The sequence below is a fragment of the Bizionia sp. genome (assembly GCF_048259285.1).
GTDB classification, from domain to species: domain Bacteria; phylum Bacteroidota; class Bacteroidia; order Flavobacteriales; family Flavobacteriaceae; genus Algorimicrobium; species Algorimicrobium hallyeonense.
Map to the genome: position 1 here is coordinate 12319 of NZ_JBLXHU010000028.1, position 19616 is coordinate 31934.

15 protein-coding genes are annotated in these 19616 nt (G+C 33.9%); 13 read left to right on the top strand and 2 right to left on the bottom strand.

Annotated features, from left to right (window positions below; all coding sequences use genetic code 11):
- The first annotated feature begins 241 nt into the window (after window positions 1–241).
- The 10 genes from ACN0QX_RS12070 (at window position 242) to ACN0QX_RS12115 (ending at window position 14974) form a co-directional block, all read left to right on the top strand.
- Entirely contained in the window at window positions 242–2263 is a 2022-nt protein-coding gene (locus ACN0QX_RS12070) for an ATP-binding protein (protein ID WP_417197273.1), read from the top strand.
- Window positions 2264–2329: 66 nt separating this feature from the next.
- Complete coding sequence (locus ACN0QX_RS12075; protein WP_376861034.1) at window positions 2330–2986, top strand: response regulator transcription factor; 657 nt, start codon at window positions 2330–2332, stop codon at window positions 2984–2986.
- Between the two features lie 181 nt (window positions 2987–3167).
- On the top strand, window positions 3168–6002 hold the full coding sequence (gene uvrA, locus ACN0QX_RS12080) for an excinuclease ABC subunit UvrA (RefSeq protein WP_417197275.1): 2835 nt from the start codon (window positions 3168–3170) through the stop codon (window positions 6000–6002).
- Window positions 6003–6056: 54 nt separating this feature from the next.
- Complete coding sequence (locus ACN0QX_RS12085; RefSeq protein ID WP_417197277.1) at window positions 6057–6227, top strand: lmo0937 family membrane protein; 171 nt, start codon at window positions 6057–6059, stop codon at window positions 6225–6227.
- A gap of 224 nt (window positions 6228–6451) precedes the next feature.
- Window positions 6452–7141 (top strand): TIGR00730 family Rossman fold protein, encoded by a 690-nt coding sequence (locus ACN0QX_RS12090; protein WP_248398927.1) that lies wholly within the window; start codon window positions 6452–6454, stop codon window positions 7139–7141.
- A gap of 12 nt (window positions 7142–7153) precedes the next feature.
- Entirely contained in the window at window positions 7154–8437 is a 1284-nt protein-coding gene (locus ACN0QX_RS12095) for an endonuclease/exonuclease/phosphatase family protein (RefSeq protein WP_417197279.1), read from the top strand.
- Window positions 8438–8502: 65 nt separating this feature from the next.
- Complete coding sequence (locus tag ACN0QX_RS12100; protein WP_417197281.1) at window positions 8503–11271, top strand: metalloprotease; 2769 nt, start codon at window positions 8503–8505, stop codon at window positions 11269–11271.
- Between the two features lie 185 nt (window positions 11272–11456).
- A complete protein-coding gene (locus tag ACN0QX_RS12105) occupies window positions 11457–13868 on the top strand; it encodes an alpha-ketoacid dehydrogenase subunit alpha/beta (protein ID WP_417197283.1) in 2412 nt (803 codons plus the stop codon).
- Between the two features lie 138 nt (window positions 13869–14006).
- The gene (locus ACN0QX_RS12110) at window positions 14007–14384 is read left to right on the top strand and encodes a DoxX family protein (protein ID WP_248398919.1); all 378 of its coding nucleotides are present in this window, start codon (window positions 14007–14009) and stop codon (window positions 14382–14384) included.
- Between the two features lie 113 nt (window positions 14385–14497).
- Window positions 14498–14974 carry a hypothetical protein gene (locus ACN0QX_RS12115; RefSeq protein WP_417197285.1) on the top strand — a complete coding sequence of 159 codons (477 nt, stop codon included), beginning with the start codon at window positions 14498–14500 and terminating at the stop codon, window positions 14972–14974.
- A gap of 180 nt (window positions 14975–15154) precedes the next feature.
- On the opposite strand, the gene ACN0QX_RS12120 is transcribed toward ACN0QX_RS12115, so the two are convergent.
- Together ACN0QX_RS12120 and holA are read right to left on the bottom strand one after the other, a co-directional pair.
- Complete coding sequence (locus tag ACN0QX_RS12120) at window positions 15155–15715, bottom strand: type 1 glutamine amidotransferase domain-containing protein (protein ID WP_417197287.1); 561 nt, start codon at window positions 15713–15715, stop codon at window positions 15155–15157.
- Window positions 15716–15858: 143 nt separating this feature from the next.
- Window positions 15859–16863: a DNA polymerase III subunit delta gene (holA, locus tag ACN0QX_RS12125; RefSeq protein WP_417197289.1), complete on the bottom strand. Its 1005-nt coding sequence runs from the start codon at window positions 16861–16863 to the stop codon at window positions 15859–15861.
- A gap of 106 nt (window positions 16864–16969) precedes the next feature.
- On the opposite strand from holA, the gene ACN0QX_RS12130 reads away from it, so the two are divergent.
- From ACN0QX_RS12130 to ACN0QX_RS12140, 3 genes are all read left to right on the top strand, one after another.
- Window positions 16970–17419, top strand: a complete 450-nt coding sequence (locus tag ACN0QX_RS12130) for a type I restriction enzyme HsdR N-terminal domain-containing protein (RefSeq protein WP_417197291.1) — start codon at window positions 16970–16972, stop codon at window positions 17417–17419.
- A gap of 4 nt (window positions 17420–17423) precedes the next feature.
- Window positions 17424–18404 carry a glycosyltransferase family 2 protein gene (locus tag ACN0QX_RS12135; RefSeq protein WP_417197293.1) on the top strand — a complete coding sequence of 327 codons (981 nt, stop codon included), beginning with the start codon at window positions 17424–17426 and terminating at the stop codon, window positions 18402–18404.
- 191 nt (window positions 18405–18595) lie between these two features.
- Window positions 18596–19435 carry an OmpA/MotB family protein gene (locus ACN0QX_RS12140; protein WP_248398907.1) on the top strand — a complete coding sequence of 280 codons (840 nt, stop codon included), beginning with the start codon at window positions 18596–18598 and terminating at the stop codon, window positions 19433–19435.
- Window positions 19436–19616: the final 181 nt, after the last annotated feature.

Consider the following 19616-nt stretch of genomic DNA (forward strand, 5'->3'; position numbering starts at 1 on the left):
TATATATTTTAATTTCCTGTTACAACTGATTTTTAAGGCAGAATTGAGGATGGGTTTATATCTAAATTGATATACAATAATAATAAATTACTTGATATTCTAAAGCATGTTTCAGCCAGATTTATTCATTATATGCGCTTTAACTTAACGCCATTTAAGAGCATTATAAACGCTTAATTATTTTTTTTAGACATGTTATTATCAACTTTAAAAGCTATAATTTTACCTAAAAAAAAATATAATGAGATCATCCCATATAATCCTATTGCTTGTGCTTCCGTTTTTTTCATTAGCACAAGACAGAGATTTGGATCAGAATAAAAACCTATTGGAATTAAGCAATAAATATGCTTCTGGTGTCGAACGTTTAAAATTTTTAGATAGTCTATCTAGTGAAATTCGTTACGACTCTACCTTTAATGCCGATTCGGTTTTTAGGGTTACCATTAGTTATGCGCAACAATTGGACTCTATAAATTTGGCTATTAAACATGCAACCAACTTTATAAATTATCTTAATTACGGAAGCAATGATTATGATCAAGCCAAGCAAATTATTCGTGCTACTCAACGTATTGTCCCTCGCGTAACGAAACCCAATTTAATTGATGGTTTTTATTACGAAGCCGCCTATCTTTACTACGATTCACGACAATTTGATGAATCCATAAAGTTGTTTGATAGTGCTTATTATTATGCCGAAAAATATAAGTCAGAATTCATGGAGTTATCCAAATTTGCAAAAGGAATGGCACTTGTAAATATAGGCGATTTTGGTTCAGCTTCAATTACACTTCAAGAAGCTTCAAAAATGTTTCAAAATAAAAAAGACACGCTATATTGGTTAAGTGCGAAAAATTCTATCTCCATATTATACAGTAAAAATGGATTCTTTGATGAAGCAAAAAGGGAAAGAGATGAACTTATAAAAATTGCCAATACAACAGATTCCTATCATAATTTACCTGTAGTATATTACAATAATGCCACAGACGACCATAAACTAAACAATGAAAAAAGCAGAATTAAAAATTTAAAATTAGCGGTAGCGGCCAATAACAGATTAAAAAATAAAGCTTATTTTGATGCTCCTCTTAAATTTGGCCTAGCAGTTGGTTTATCAGAAAATGATAGTCTGCAACAAGCAAAAACCATCATTGAAGAATTAGAGCGCAATGACACCAACATAAACGGATACAACAGACCATTTTATTTAAGCGCTAAAATGCATTATGCGTTTGCGGAAAAAAATTATGCGGAAGCTTTACGATATGGAACTGAACACTTTAATTTAAAGAATGACAGTGATCAATATGAAGAATTGCAAGAGGCTTCCTTGTTTTTATCAAAAATCTATGAGCGTATGGGAAATACAAACCAAGCGCTTCTGCATTATAAGAATTACACCAAAATCAAAGACTCCATTGTAAATACTCAAAACACACGCGTTTTAGCCTATTATCAAACGCAGTATGAAACTGAAAAACGAGATTTAATTATTGAAAATCAAACAAACAATATTGCCCTATTAGATTCAGAAAACAACCTAAAAAAACAGTGGCTCCTATTTGGTGGATTAGGTCTTTTTGGGGTTTTTGGGTTTATTACAATTATACGCTCCCGAAATTATGCTAAAAAGAAACAGATTTTGCAAGAAGCATTCACACAGGACATTATAAATACACAAGAACAGGAACGTACCAGATTAGCTTTTGAATTGCATGACTCTGTTGGACAACAACTCATGTTGCTCACCCGGAAACTCAAAACGATTAACAATCCAGATTATGGAAATTTAGCCCATGATACTTTAGCCAATTTAAGAACCATTTCCCAGGGCCTATATCCTGCTACTTTGGAACGTTTAGGGTTTTCATCTGCATTGGAAGATTTGGTCAACGAATTGGATGAAAATACCGACGTATTTTTTACTATGGAAATTGGAAATGCGAATCACCTTATTTCTAAAGAGAATGCTTTGCATTTGTACCGTATGGCGCAAGAAGCATTAAGCAATACGATAAAACATGCCGAAGCAAAAGCCGTTTTTGTGAGTTTGAAAATCAAATCAGATACGCTTCTAATTACAATAAAAGATAATGGTAAAGGATTTGATTATCAAAAAGCACTAGAGAATTCCAAAAGCTTGGGAATGAAATCCCTTTTGGAACGTAGTAAAATAATAAAGGCCTCCTTACATGTTGAATCTGAATTAGGTAAAGGCACGCAATTAGTTATTGCCATACCAAAGTCAAAAATGTAGTATTTTATCTACAATTAAGACTAGAATGATTATCTTTCATAAATAAAATTTTTACCAAGCACAGAAATGTCATCATCAAATAATAATATGCTTAAAAAAGATATTACCATTGTTATTGCTGAAGATCATCCTATCATGCTTAAAGGTTTAAAGCAAGAATTGGAACAAGCTGGCTATAGCATTATTGGTACGGCCGAAAATGGTAACGATGCTGTAAATATAGTCTCAGAGCTAAATCCTAAAATAGCACTTTTAGATATTGAAATGCCTAAACTAACGGGTTTTGAAGTAATAGCCATATGTACCGAAAACAAAGCCCTACAAACACGTTATATTGTGATGACGTATCACAAAGAGAAAAACTTTGTAGCACAGGCCAAAAAATCTGGTGTTCATGGATATCTTTTAAAAGAAGATAGCTTGGACGAAATTGAAACCTGTATTGCGGCCGTTTTGAATAATGATTCATATTACAGCAGTTCTTTTTCTGATAATTTTGAATTAAATATTGAAAACGAATTGAAAAAATTAGCGCTATTAACACCCTCTGAACGGAAAATAGTTCAATTAATAGCCGAAGGCAAAACATCTATAGAAATTAGCGATATGCTTTGCGTCTCTCCAAGAACTATACAAAAACATCGGACAAATATTATTGAAAAACTGCAATTAAACCCAGCGCCAGACACGCTAATTAACTGGGCAAAGGCTTATAAAAGTTAATTAATAATACGCCTTCATTTAGGCCCATGTATTTAATAGCCTTTGCGTGTAACATGATACACTTTGTAAATTACCATGAAGACTTTTACGCCAAAAAGCATAAACAGACATCGTTTTATATTTAAAGGCATTATCTGTACCTTTGCAAACTGGTCTGTAAATCAGACAAGATTGCTATGCTATGAGTAAATTTGAAGACACCATTGAGGTTCAAGGCGCACGCGTTCACAACCTAAAAAATATAGATGTTTCCATTCCAAGAGAAAAACTGGTTGTTATTACGGGTTTGTCTGGTAGTGGTAAATCATCATTGGCTTTTGACACTATTTATGCCGAAGGACAAAGGCGCTATATTGAAACATTTTCAGCCTATGCACGTCAATTTTTAGGTGGACTGGAACGACCTGATGTGGATAAAATTGATGGCCTTTCGCCCGTTATTGCCATTGAGCAAAAAACGACGAGTAAATCGCCACGGTCTACTGTTGGAACCATTACTGAAATTTACGATTTTTTACGATTATTATACGCCAGAGCCAGTGATGCTTATAGTTATAACACAGGCGAACAAATGGTGAGTTATAATGATGATCAGATAAAGGAACTGATTATAGAAACCTTTAACGGCAAACGTATAAACATTTTAGCACCTGTGGTACGTTCAAGAAAAGGGCATTATCGCGAATTGTTTGAGCAAATTGGTAAACAAGGGTTTGTAAAAGTTCGGACGGATGGCGAAATTCGGGATATTGTTAAAGGCATGAAACTGGATCGTTATAAAAATCACGACATTGAAATTGTGATAGATCGGCTTAAAATTGATGCCACAGCAGATAATAATAAACGCCTAACCGAAACCCTCAATACAGCCATGTATCATGGTGAAGATGTCCTGATGGTTATTGACCAAGACACCCAGGAAGCACGCTATTTTAGTCGAAATTTAATGTGTCCGAGTTCAGGAATTTCATATCCAAATCCGGAGCCTAATAATTTTTCATTCAATTCGCCAAAAGGTGCTTGTCCAACCTGTAATGGTATTGGAACCTTGTATCAGGTAAATGAAAATAAAATTATTCCAGACGATTCCTTATCCATAAAAGCTGGTGCTTTGGTACCACATGGCCCACAAAAAAACAGTTGGATTTTCAAACAGTTTGAAACCATTGCGCAACGCTATAATTTTTCATTAAACGATGCGTATAAAGATATTCCAGCCGCTGCCAAACAGATGATTTTATATGGCGGAAATGAAAAATTTGAAGTCGAAAATAAAACATTAGGCGTAACCAGAGATTATAAAATTGACTTTGAAGGTGTTGCTAATTTCATAGAAAATCAATACAACACGGCCGAAACAACCTCTTTAAAACGTTGGGCTAAAGAGTATATGGACAAAGTAATTTGTTCAACTTGTGACGGTGCACGACTGCGAAAAGAATCGCTTTATTTTAAAGTAAATGGTTTAAACATTGCGGAATTAGCAAATAAGGACATTGTAGATTTGGCTGCTTGGTTTAAGGATTTACCGAAACATGTATCTAAAAAACAACTTAAAATTTCCGAAGAGATAATTAAAGAAATTTCATCCCGTACCCAATTTTTATTGGATGTTGGTTTAGATTATTTATCATTGAATAGAAGTTCTAAATCCCTTTCAGGTGGTGAGGCGCAACGGATTCGTTTAGCTACACAAATCGGTTCGCAGTTAGTTGGTGTATTATATATTTTAGATGAACCGAGTATAGGTTTACACCAACGTGATAATGAAAAACTGATCAAGTCACTAATCGCGTTACGAGATATTGGTAATTCCGTGATTGTGGTAGAGCATGACAAGGATATGATAGAACATGCCGATTATGTGATTGATATTGGTCCACGAGCGGGTAAATATGGTGGCGAAATTATAAGCATTGGTACACCAGATGAATTAAAAACACACAATACCTTAACGGCCGATTATTTAAACGGTAAAAAAGAGATTGAAATTCCTGAAAAACGTCGTGAGGGAAACGGTAAAACGCTTTCTTTAAAAGGCTGTACAGGCAATAATTTAAAAAATGTATCTATAGATATTCCTTTGGGTAAAATGGTTGGTGTTACCGGTGTTTCTGGTAGTGGAAAATCTACATTAATAAATGAAACCCTCTACCCGATTATGAATGCCTATTATTTTAATGGCGTTAAAAAACCCATGCCATATAAAAGCATTAAGGGTTTGGAACATATTGATAAAGTTATAGATATTAATCAATCGCCAATTGGTAGAACACCACGAAGCAATCCAGCCACATACACAGGCGTTTTTAGTGAAATTAGAAGTCTATTTGCTAAAATTCCGGAGGCCATGATTCGTGGATATAAACCTGGACGTTTTAGCTTTAATGTTAAAGGTGGTCGCTGTGAAACCTGTCAAGGTGGTGGTTTACGCGTTATTGAAATGAATTTTCTTCCGGACGTTTATGTGGAATGTGAAACCTGTCAAGGCAAGCGTTTTAATCGGGAAACATTAGAAATTAGATACAAGGGAAAGTCCATTAGCGATGTGTTGAATATGACCATGAATGAAGCGGTTGATTTCTTTGAGCACATTCCTAAAATTCATAAAAAAGTAAAAACCATTCAGGATGTTGGACTGGGTTATATTACACTAGGCCAACAAAGCACCACATTATCTGGTGGTGAAGCCCAACGGATAAAATTAGCAACCGAATTAAGCAAACGCGATACAGGAAACACCTTTTATATTTTAGATGAGCCTACAACAGGCTTGCATTTTGAAGATATTCGTGTTTTAATGCAAGTGTTGAATAAATTGGTTAATAAAGGAAATACGATTTTAATCATTGAACACAACCTAGATGTAATAAAAACGGTAGATTATATTATAGATGTTGGTCCAGAAGGCGGAAAAGGTGGTGGCCAAATTATAGCCAAAGGCACACCTGAAGAACTTATAAAAAACAAAAAAAGTTATACAGCCCAATTTCTCAAAAAAGAACTAAAACAATAAACATCTCAAATTTATTTAGTAGTTTAGTAGGATAACCCTTTAAAATTTAAAAATATGAGAAGTTTACTTTGGCTTGTAGCCGTAATTTGTATTGTTATTTGGATTTTAGGATTTTTTGGAATTGTATCTGGAATGCCTACAGGTAATTTAATTCACATACTACTGGTAATTGCCGTAATTGTAGTATTGTACAACCTTATTTCAGGACGTGGTCCTTTGAGATAAAATTAAAGATTTAAACTATTTTTAAAAGACGAATCATTTTGGTTTGTCTTTTTTATGCATTAACCTCAAAAATTTAAATATTAATTAGAAATCAGTTAGGAGCCGGAAATCGAAATGATTTAAATAAAGCATGATTAATGTGCTTATTTCTCTTAAATTTGCTTTTGGATTTACATTTCCCCAGTATTTCAATAATAAAACATTAGAAAAAAATTATAATAAGAATGAGAAAAGAACAACACCACAAACGTTGGAATGAAGTGAAAACAAACGATTCCTGGGCTATTTTTAAAATCATGGGTGAATTTGTGAATGGCTATGAAAAATTAAGTAAAATAGGTCCTTGTGTTTCTATTTTTGGTTCTGCTCGTACCAAACCAGACCATAAATACTATAAACTAGCTGAAGAAGTAGCTTGCAAAATAGTAGAACATGGCTATGGTGTTATAACTGGTGGTGGACCTGGAATTATGGAAGCTGGAAATAAAGGTGCTCATATTGCAGGTGGAACATCGGTTGGTTTAAATATTGATTTACCGTTTGAGCAACATGATAATCCATATATTGATTCTGATAAAAGTTTAGATTTCGATTATTTCTTCGTGCGGAAAGTCATGTTTGTAAAATATTCACAAGGTTTTGTGGTAATGCCTGGTGGCTTTGGAACTTTAGATGAATTATTTGAAGCCATTACCCTAATTCAAACAAATAAAATTGAAAAATTCCCCATTATTTTAGTTGGAACTGATTTTTGGTCCGGATTATTGGATTGGATTAAAGCGACCGTTTTAGATGGTTTTGCCAATGTAAGTGCCCATGATTTAGATTTAATTCACCTCGTTGATACGGCTGATGAAGTTATTCCAATTCTAGACAGTTTCTATAAAGAATCTGAATTGTCGCCTAACTTCTAAAAACGTCTCATATTGGCCTACATAAAAAACAAAGGATTCTTTTTGGTGCTTTTCGGTATCTTAAATTTTACAGGAATATATTCTCAAGCATCTTTTAATGTGATGTTTTACAATATCCTGAACTTTCCTTCAGAAAATGCTGTGCCAAATAGAATTGCTCATTTAGAAGTGATTTTGGATGATTATCGTCCTGATATTTTTATGGTTTGTGAACTCAACAATGAGTTTGGGGCAAATAGTATTTTACAAATGATTCAAGAGAGAATTAACAATGATTTTGAGATGGCAACATTTCAAACCAATACCTCTGATGATACTATTGGGAACCAAAACGATTTACAAAACCTGATTTATTATGATGGTTCTAAATTCACTTTAGAGAGCCAAACAATTGTACCTACTATTTACAGAGATTTTAATCACTATCGCTTAAAACTAAATACGGTTAACCAAGACACCAACCCACTCTATTTGGATGCCATAGTTTGTCATTTAAAAGCATCTAACGGAACCCAAAATCAAGTTTCCAGGCTGCAAATGGTTAACGATTTAACAACCTATTTAGGTGGGTTACCAACCAATAGTAATGTCCTATTGGCGGGCGATTTTAATGTATATACCAGTTCAGAACCTGCTTTTCAGGAATTAATTGACACCACAAACCCAATCACTTTTGTAGATCCTGCAAATAGCATGGGAAGTTGGCATAATAACACCAATTATGTCAATGTATTTACACAATCTACTAGAACCCAAACGGGTTTTGGCGGTTCAAATGGCGGATTTGATGATCGTTTTGATTTTATCATGACTTCGGAAAATATGATAACCAATTCAGATTTGTATTACAGTCCTAACAGTTATCACGTTTATGGTAATAATGGTAATGTACCTTGCTATAATAAATCTATAATTGATTCGGAATGTGCAGGAGCTAAGTTTTCCGTTAGCATTCGTGAAGCACTTTATTACTTTAGTGATCACTTACCAGTAACCCTAAAAATTTCTACGAATGCCACCTTATCAATCCCAGAATTTTCAACTTCTATAAGCAAGCCAATTGAAATTGTTGGTCCAAACTACATACAAAATACCTTAACCTTAAAAGTTAATACGCTTCCTCAAGGAACGAACTATTTAAAAATCTACAACACATTAGGACAACACGTAAAAACCATCCCAGTTAAAACTGCGTATACTTATAACGTAACCTTAACAAATTTATCTGCTGGCATCTATTATATTGTAGCCAACAACACACAAGTTGAACCTTTAAAGTTTATTAAAACACATTGAGCATTCGATATCTATTAACGAGCATCTTTTTTTCTTTTAGTATTCTAGCATTTGGACAAAATGCCATGAATATTAAAGCGACGTTTGATGTGGAAAAAAATCAGATACGCATTGCGCAATCTATTACCTATTTTAATAAAACCAATGATACACTTCAAACCATTTATTTAAACGATTGGAGCAACAGTTTTGCAACAAAAAGTACGCCTTTAGCAAAACGTTTTTCTGAAGAGTTTAAAACGGAGTTTCACTTTGCAAAAAATGAAGATCGTGGGTATTCTGTAATAACATCCATCCATCAAAATAATAAAGAATTACGTTTTGATCGTGTTAAAGAGCATATTGATGTTGTTAAGGTGGAATTAGAAAACCCCTTACTTCCACACAATTCATACACCATTCAATTAAATTATATTGTTCAAGTACCCAATGACAAGTTTACACGATATGGGGTGAGTTCCTTTGGCGACTATAATCTTCGGTATTGGTATGTTACGCCAGCTATTTATAATGGTGATTGGCAATATAGCAGTCATAAAGATTTAGATGATATGTTTGTGCCGGCGTCAGATATCCGACTAGAAGTTACCTGTCCATTAGGTTATTATCTAGAATCTGAATTAGATAAAATTGATTATTTCCATGTAAAGGACACACAAACGGTTGTGTTTTCAGGGAAAAATCGTGTTAATTCCAAGTTGTTTTTAAACAAACTGTCTTTATATCGTGAGATAGAAACAGATCAGTTCACCATTGTTTCCAATGTAGATGATGAGAATCTAAGTGTCATGAATAAAGCATTGGTTACGGACAAAATAGTTCAGTTTTTAACCACTAATTTAGGCGAATATCCACATGAACGTTTATTGATTACGGATATTGATTATCGTAAAAGTCCTATTTATGGATTGAATTTATTGCCGAGTTTCATCAGACCTTTCCCTGATCACTTTCAGTACGAATTAAAAATATTAAAAACAGGACTTCGTAATTATTTAGAAAATATACTACTAATTAATCCACGAACGGACCAATGGTTAATAGATGGGATTCAAACCTACTATTTAATGAAATATGTGGATGAGAATTATCCAGATATGAAACTAGCTGGAACGCTTTCTAATATTTGGGGTATCAAGTCATTTCATGCTATGCAATTGGATTTCAATGCACAATATAGTTTTCTATATATGCATATGGCGCGCCAAAATATTGATCAGCCATTAAGCATGGCAAAAGATTCGCTAATAAAATTTAATGAAAACATAGCCAATAAGTATAAAGCCGGCGTTGGTTTAAAGTATGTTAATGATTATTTAGGAAACAACACGGTAGATTCTACCCTAACCGAATTTCTAAACACTAATAGAAATAAAGAAGTAACCACCGAAGGTTTTGAGCATTTTTTAAAATCGAAAACTGATAAAGATTTAGGCTGGTTTTTTACCGATTACATTCACTCAAAAAAATATATTGATTACACCATTTCCAAAGCCGTTCGCGAAAACGACTCCATTCGGGTAACTATTAAAAATAAAAGCAATATTAATGTGCCAATCACCTTATTCTCTTTCACCGATAAAACGGTGACCTCAAAAATTTGGTTAGGTAGTATTAAAGATTCGCTAACGGTAACGATTCCTGATACAGAAACCACGAAGGTTGTTTTAAATCATGACCAAGTTGTTCCAGAATTTAATATGCGTAACAACACCAAGACGCTCACAAAAGCACTATTTAACAGGCCATTACAAGTTCGGTTAATTAAAGATATAGAAGATCCTGATTACAACCAGATTTTTCTCATGCCCATTGTGGAATTTAATAATATTTATGATGGTATTGTTTTAGGTGTTAAAGCTTACAATAAAACAGTGTTACGCAAAAATTTCTATTATAAAGTAGCACCACAATATGGTTTAAAATCACAATCCCTTACCGGTTCTATTACGCTAAACTACATTCAGTATATTGATGATTCCTCACCATTATTCAACATTAATTATGGTGTTGGCGCCAGTTATTCCAGTTATGCAGATGGTTTGTTTGTACGGAAGTTTACACCTGCCGTTCAATTATCGTTTCGTGATAAAAGCAACCTACGTTCCAACAAGCGCCACTATTTAAACTTACGCTATGTGGATATTAATAGGGATTCGGATCCTACTGCTTTACTGACTTCTGAAACCAATCAGCCTAATTATGGTGTTCTTAATTTGCGTTATAATCATATTGACAAAGATTTGGTGAACTACTCCTCATGGTTTGCGGACACGCAGTTTTCGGAAAAATTCGGAAAAGTCGCGCTGAATTATGAGTATAGAAAGCTTTCTAAAAACAACCGTCAATATAATTTACGCTTCTTTGCTGGTGTGTTTCTTTATAATAAGACCTACAATGATTCTGATTACTTCAGCTTTGCTCTGGATAGACCAACCGATTATTTATTCGACTACAACTATTACGGACGCTCTGAAAGTGATGGGTTATTCAGCCAGCAACTTATAATTGCGGAAGGCGGTTTTAAATCGCAATTAGAACCTAGTTTTGCCAACCAATGGATTACCACCTTAAATGGCAGTATGACTATTTGGAAATACATCATGGCTTATGGTGATGTTGGTTTCGTGAAAAACCATAATGATGGTGCCGAATTTGTTTATGATACAGGTGTACGTGTGAGTTTAATTGAAGATTATTTTGAACTCTATTTTCCGGTGTATTCCAATTTAGGATGGGAAGTTGCCCAACCACAATATGCCGAGAAAATTAGATTTATTGTGACTTTAGATTTTAAAACCCTGTTAGGATTATTTACGAGACGTTGGTATTAAATATTTATAAAGTAGCATCTTCTCATTCACTACACTATCTGTAACAGAATCCTTAAAATCATCATTTTATTATTAATTTAATAGAAAACCAGGCTATTTTCTTATAATCATGCATTTTTATAACAGTATTTCCCGTTGTGAATCTTACTTATAATAATTACCTTTGCAAAAACACCTATTCACGTATGAAAGCAAATCCTGAAGTAAACAAAGACCTTTCTTTTGAAGATTTTAAAGCCGAAGTTTTAAACGATTATCACCTAGCTGTTACCTCTCGCGAGTGTAGTTTGTTAGGTCGTCGTGAAGTGCTTTCTGGTAAAGCAAAATTTGGAATTTTTGGCGATGGTAAAGAAGTACCACAATTAGCCATGGCAAAGGCATTCAAAAATGGCGATTTTCGTTCAGGATATTATCGTGATCAAACCTTTATGATGGCTATTGGCAAACTAAATATCGAGCAGTTTTTTGCTGGACTGTATGCTAATACGGATTTAAAAGAAGAACCAATGTCTGCAGGACGCCAAATGGGTGGTCATTTTTCTACGCAGAGTTTGGATGAACATGGAAATTGGAAAAATTTGCTAGAACAAAAAAATTCAAGTTCAGATATTTCGCCTACGGCTGGGCAAATGCCACGCTTATTAGGATTAGCACAAGCATCAAAAATTTACAGACATGTAAAAGGTATTGATACCACTAACTTTTCAAACGAAGGAAATGAAGTAGCATGGGGAACCATTGGAAATGCCAGTACAAGTGAAGGGTTGTTTTTTGAAACTATTAATGCTGCTGGTGTTTTACAAGTACCAATGGTAATGAGTGTTTGGGATGATGAATACGGTATTTCGGTTCATGCTAAACATCAAACAACTAAAGAAAATATATCAGAAATCTTAAAAGGTTTCCAACGTGAAAATGACCAAAAGGGATATGAAATTTTGCGTGTTATTGGTTGGGATTATCCAGCCTTAATTGAAACCTACCAAAAAGCGTCTAAAATTGCACGTGAAGAACATGTGCCTGTTTTAATACACGTTCAGGAATTAACACAACCTCAAGGGCATTCAACGTCTGGTTCGCATGAGCGCTATAAAAATGAAGAGCGTTTGGCTTGGGAAGTAGAACGCGATTGTAATTCCAAGCTTCGCGAATGGATTATTGCCAATGGTATTGCCACGGATGAGGATTTATCCGCTGTTGAAAAAACCATTAAAAAGCAAGTTCGCGACGGTAAAAAAGCCGCTTGGACCGCTTTTACACAACCTTTAAAAAATGAGAAGATTGAACTCGTTGCTTTACTAGAAAAAGTTGCTGCAGCTAGTTCTAATAAAGTGTTTATTGAAAAGCTTAAAAATGATTTAGCTGATAATTCAGAGCCCATTCGTAAAGATGTTTTATCTACAGCACGCAAAGCATTGCGTTATGTTGTAAATGAAACATCAGTAACTAAAAATGAATTAGCCGCTTGGATTAATAGCTATATAGCGGAGGTTCAACCAAAATACAGTTCACATTTATATTCACATTCTGATAAATCGGCATTGAAAGTTCAGGAAGTGAAACCCACTTATGACGATTCTAGTGAAGAAGTAGATGCACGTTTAGTAATTCGTGATAACTTTGATGCCATTTTTAGCAAATACCCTGAAGCGCTTATTTTTGGTGAAGACGCTGGACATATTGGCGATGTTAACCAAGGTTTGGAGGGTATGCAAGAAAAATATGGTGAATTACGGGTTTCCGATGTTGGGATTCGCGAAGCCACTATTTTGGGGCAAGGAATTGGTATGGCCATGCGTGGTTTACGTCCCATTGCTGAAATTCAATATTTGGATTATATTCTGTACGCCTTGCAAATTATGAGTGATGATTTAGCAAGTTTACATTACCGAACTAAAGGTCGTCAAAAAGCGCCTGTAATTATTAGAACACGTGGTCACAGACTGGAAGGTATTTGGCATTCAGGTTCACAAATGGGTGGTGTTATTCATTTAATTCGTGGGATTCATGTACTCGTTCCAAGAAACATGACCAAAGCTGCTGGTTTTTATAATACATTATTAGAAGGTGATGAACCTGCTTTAATTGTAGAATGCTTAAATGGATACCGTTTAAAAGAAAAAATGCCAACCAATATTGGTGAATTTAAAACACCATTAGGTGTTGTAGAAACCATTCGGGAAGGTAATGATATTACGTTAGTGTCTTATGGTTCAACACTTCGGGTGATTGAGCAAGCTGCTAAAGAATTGCAAGAAGTAGGTATTAATGCCGAAATTATTGATGTACAATCTCTATTGCCTTTCGATTTAAATCATGATATTGTTAAGAGTGTGGCAAAAACAAATCGTTTAATGGTTATTGATGAAGATGTTCCTGGAGGTGCCTCTGCATATATATTAAATGAAGTTTTAAATACACAGAACGCCTATAAACATTTAGATAGTAAGCCAGAAACATTAACTGCCAAAGCACACAGACCAGCTTATGGAACGGATGGTGATTACTTCTCTAAACCGTCTGTTGAAGATGTTTTTGAAGCGGTTTACAACGTCATGCATGAATCAAATCCTACCGATTTTCCAAAATTGAGATAAGTCGCAATATTTAAAAGTAATTTTAAAGACCTGATTGTTTAAATTAACAATCAGGTCTTTTTGTTTTTATTATATTTATGCTCTAACTAAAACAATGATGCTTTTTATTTATATTGGCTTCAGAAAAAAAACGACCCTATGCTGACAAAAAATTACAACGATTTAGCTTTAGCTATTTTAAGAGTTGGACTCTCTGGAATGATGCTTGTTCATGGAATTCCTAAAATTGAACGTTTATTTACAAGTCCTATTGAGTTTGGCGACCCTATTGGAGTTGGACCAACATTATCATTAATATTAGCCCTTATTGGAGAAGTAGTTGCTCCTATCCTCATTATCATTGGTTTTAAAACCAAATTAGCGGCGCTACCGGCAGCCATTACCATGTTTGTTGCGGCATTTATTGTGCATTGGGAAGATGATTTTGGCACCAAAGAAAAAGCACTTTTATACCTTGTTGGATTTCTAGTGATATTTTTAGCAGGACCTGGAAAGTACGCTTTAGATAAACGCTAATTCTGACCCTTACAATATAAAAGGATTCCTCATTTTAAGGGGTTGATTTGATTTAATTAAACTAAAAAATTCCCGTCCATGCCTATATGTATTAAGGTTGACGAGAAATAAATATGAAAGCCGTTTCCGTAGTTACCATAAAAAAAGAGTTACAGCATAAATCCGATAAAGATTTAATGGAATTGGTGCTGCGCTTGTCTAAATTTAAAAAAGAAAATAAGGAGTTGCTCACCTATTTATTGTTTGAGTCTCATGATGAAACGGGTTATATAGAATCTGTTAAAAACGAAATAGATTTGCAGTTTTCAACCATTAATACTACAAGTTATTTCTATATCAAAAAAAGTGTTCGGAAAATCTTGCGACTCATAAAAAAGTACGCACGCTATTCCTTAAAAAAGGAAACGGAAGTCGAGCTTCTGCTCTATTTTTGTGAAAGCTTAAAAGATATGACACCTTCAATAAAAAGAAATGTAACGCTTACTAATATTTTTGAAAGGCAAATTTTAATGATTGAAAAAATTGTTAAAACCCTACATGAAGATTTACAGTATGATTATAACCTGGTATTGGAAGAGTTGAAAGAATAATAAATCAAATACGGCGTTAAATTATACGCCTATGAAAGTCGGTACAATTTCTTTGTTTTCGTTATTCAGAAAAAAATGATGGGTTTCTGAAACTAGTTCAGCATGACGCAGGTTTGAATAAACATAAAAAAAACGCAAACCTTAAGGCTTGCGTTTTTTAATATAGGATTGACAAATAGATTACGCCATCTGTGCTTCATGTTTACCTTCATAAACTTCTTCCACTAATTTCTTATTGAAAGCTGGTAAATCTTTCGGTGAACGACTTGTTACTAAACCACTATCCACCACAACTTCCTCATCGACCCAGTTTGCGCCAGCATTTATGATATCTGTTTTAATAGATCCGTAAGATGTTACTTTTCGGCCTTTTAAAACATCTGCTTCCGCTAATAACCAAGGTGCATGACAGATTGCTGCAACGGGTTTGTGATTTTCAAAAAATGATTTCACAAAACTCACGGCATTTTTATTCTTTCGCAATACGTCAGGATTAATGACTCCTCCCGGTAACATTAAAGCGTTGTAATCATTTTGCGATACATTGTCTAACGTTTTATCTACCGTATAGGTTTTACCCCAATTACCATCAGTCCATGATTTTATAGTTCCTGATTCTAAACTCACAATATCTACATGAGCTCCTGCTTCTTCTAGTGCTTTTTTTGGTTCTCTTAATTCACTTTCTTCAAAACCATTTGTAGCTAATATAGCTACTCTCTTTTTATTTAAACCCTTCATTTTAAGTATTTTTAAGATTATTAATTCGTTTACCTTAATATAATAGATATCTAGGCTCCCAACGAATTTGAGCCGTCATTTAACGGAAGTTTAATAAAAAATGTTAAAGGATAAAGTTGAGATGTTAAAATGAAGAAAAACTGTTAATACATAATCCGGACCATAAGTTCTTTCAGTAAATCGCTTTGTGGAACCGCATTGGCGCCTACGCCTTTTCCTTTCACATCAAAAACACGAAGATCAGAAATAATAGCACTGACCTTTTTCATGGGATAATTACGAGCCGCAACTATATATTCCTCCGTAAAATAAGGCGATATTTTTAAGGCAGCTGCTACATTTCTTGATGATTTATCCTTTAAACCATGTAAATGTAACACGCGACTAAAATACGTATATAAAAAACCAACGGTTAAAACCATAGGATTATCCTTTGGGTTTTCGCCAAAGTAGTTGATAATTTTATTCGCTTTTACCACATCACGATAGCCTATTGCTTTGTGTAACTCAAAATTATTATAGTCTTTACTGATTCCTATGTTTACCTCAATTAGTTCAGGTGTAATTTGTGTACCTTCTGGTAATACAATTCGCAGTTTATCTAATTCATTACTAATTTTGCTTAAATCTGTACCCAAAAACTCGGTTAACATCTGCGCTCCTTTTGGCGTGATACTATAGTTTTTTCCTGCCAAAACCTTATTAATCCAAGACGGCACTTGGTTGTCATATAATTTTTTGCTTTCAAAAACAAGAGCCGTTTTATTCAATGCCTTATATAACGCTTTGCGTTTGTCAATTGTTTTATATTTATAATTAAACACCAGAATGGTTGAAGGTTGCGGGTTTTTAGCGTATTCCACTAAATTTTCAATCGTTCTAGATAAATCTTGTGCTTCTTTAACAATAATGACTTGGTATTCGGCCATCATGGGAAAACGTTTGGCATTACCAACAATTTCATCAATAGTTACATCACGACCATATAATACCATTTGATTAAAACCGCGTTCGTCTTCCGTTAAAACGGTTTCTTGAATATAATCGGAAACCTTATCAATATAATAAGGCTCTTCACCCATTAAAAAATAAATAGGCTTAAAATTCCGTTTCTTAATATCACTTACTAATTGTTTAACTTCGTCCAAAATTGCTGACTTTTCGAAATTTAAAATACCTAATCTTAAAAAAGGCTTAAGGCATTTGGTTTTTGATTATTGAACGTTAACTTTGGCAAAACCATAAGTGGCAACTATGCAAGCACTCAATTTTCCGAAGTTTTCGTTTCGTTTCAAAAATAGCGAAAATAAAGTATCTATATTCGATCCTATTCGGAAAAAATTTGTGATTTTACAACCAGAAGAATGGGTTCGTCAACATTGCTTGCAAGTTCTAATTCAGGATAAAAACTATCCGAAATCGCTTATTAACGTTGAAAAGGAATTACGTGTCAACGATTTAAAGAAACGTTATGATATTGTTGTTTATAATTCGGATGGTACCATTCACCTAATTGTTGAATGTAAAGCGCCCAGCATCCCAATTAATCAAAGCACATTTGACCAAATTGCGCAATATAATTTAACCCTAAACGCTACCTATTTAATGGTAACCAATGGTTTAAATCATTATTATTGCCAAATGGATTTAGAAGCGGAATGCTACGCATTTTTAAAAGATATTCCCGATTATTCACGTGTTTAATACTATGAAAATAGCTGTTGTTATATTGAATTGGAATGGCCAAAAACTGTTGGAACAGTTTTTGCCAGCCGTTATGGCTTTTTCTGAAGAAGCTAATATTTATGTTGCCGATAATGCATCTACCGATGATTCTGTCCATTATATAAAGGAGAACTTTCCAGAAATCACCATTATCGAAAATTCTGAAAATGGTGGTTACGCAAAGGGCTATAATGACGCTTTAAAACAGGTTGAGGAAGACATCTATTGTTTGTTGAATTCGGATGTGGAGGTGACAGAAAATTGGTTAGAATCGATTCATACAGAATTTGAAAACAACCCTGAAACAGCTATCATTCAACCAAAAATTTTAGATTATAAAAACAAGGCTTATTTTGAATATGCTGGCGCAGCAGGCGGTTTTATAGATAAATATGGTTATCCGTTTTGCCGTGGACGTGTTTTTAATACTCTTGAAAAAGACAATAAGCAATACAATGACAAGACCAATATATTTTGGGCATCAGGAGCTTGTTTCTTCATCAGAAAATCAGTTTTTAAAAATTTAAGCGGTTTTGATGAATCGTTTTTTGCGCACATGGAGGAAATTGACTTATGTTGGCGCGCTTTCAATCAAGATTTAAAAACGGTTTATATGGGAACATCAACAGTTTATCATGTAGGTGGCGCAACATTAAAAAATACCAACCCAAAAAAAACCTATTTAAACTTTAGAAATAGTTTATTTACAATCACAAAAAATGCGTCTGGCAATTTATTCTTCCTAATTTTTACACGACTCTTATTAGATGGACTTGCCAGCATTATGTTTTTATTCACGTTGAAATTTCAGCATATTTTAGCTGTATTAAAAGCGCATTTAAGTTTTTATAAAAACCTTCCAGACCTGCTGAAAAAGCGAGCGGTGCTCCACCAGAAAGCTGGCTACTTTCAAACAAAATCTATTGTTTGGGACTATTATATTAAAGGCACCTATCGCTCTTAAAAATGATCATTATTTTATAGAGCACATTTCTTAATCAAATAAGTTAAAAACAATTGCGTTTTTCCTTTATTATACTGAAAACTAATTGTTTATAAATTTGTTAAAGTTTTTGTTAATACATGCCAAATGAACTAATCTTTTGTATAATTTTGGTATGTTAATAATTAACACCTAAAATCACATTAAGTATTATGAAAAAACTAATTTTATTGAGTATTTCCGCCATGTTCCTATTAGGTTCATGCGTTTCCAAGAAAGAATATGCAGCTCTTGAAGCCAAGCAAAAAGAAACACAAGATTTATTAAATACTGCTACGATAAAGTTAAACTCTTGCTTATCTAAAGCACAAGGTTTAGAAGATCGTCTAGCCGACTTTAAGAAGACCAACGAAAATCTTATTATCAGTAATGAGGCCTTAACTATGCTAACTACTAAAGGTGCTAGCAATGTTGAAAAGTCTCTTGAAAGTTTAAAAGAAAAAGATTTAAGAATTTCTAGATTGCAAGATGCTGTTAGCAAAAAAGACAGTGTCATGTTAGCACTTGTTACAAGTTTAAAGAAAGAAGTAGGTATCAACGATCCAGACATTCAAGTTAATGTTGAAAAAGGTGTGGTATTTATTTCAATTGCTGATAAAGTATTATTCCAAAGTGGTAGTTACAACGTATCAACTAGAGCTAAAGAAATTTTAGGAAAAGTGGCCACAGTTGTAAAAGCGAAGCCTACATTTGAATGTATGGTTGAAGCGCATACAGATCCTGTTCCATACAACAGACCTCCACTTATTGACAACTGGGATTTAAGTGTTAAACGTGCAACCTCTGTTGTTCGTGTATTAGAAGATTTAGGTGTAGCTCCTAAACAACTTATTGCGGCTGGTCGTTCAGAATTCCAACCTTTAGTAGATAATGACACGGCAGAAAACAGAGCTAAAAATAGACGTACTAGAATTATTGTTTTACCAAAAATTGATGAATTCTACGAAATGATTGACAAGGAAATGAAAAACCTTGCAGCTGACGGTAGATAATCGTTTAAGCCTATAAAATTTAAAAGCCCAATCGTTAAGATTGGGCTTTTTTTGTTCCCTTATGTCATGAAAAATATTTTTTTCAAATGAATCAATAATTAACATCATTTGTGTTAATAAAATGGGATATTTCTTATAATTTAACAGTAAACAAATAGTTTAACCAATATATTATCCCGTT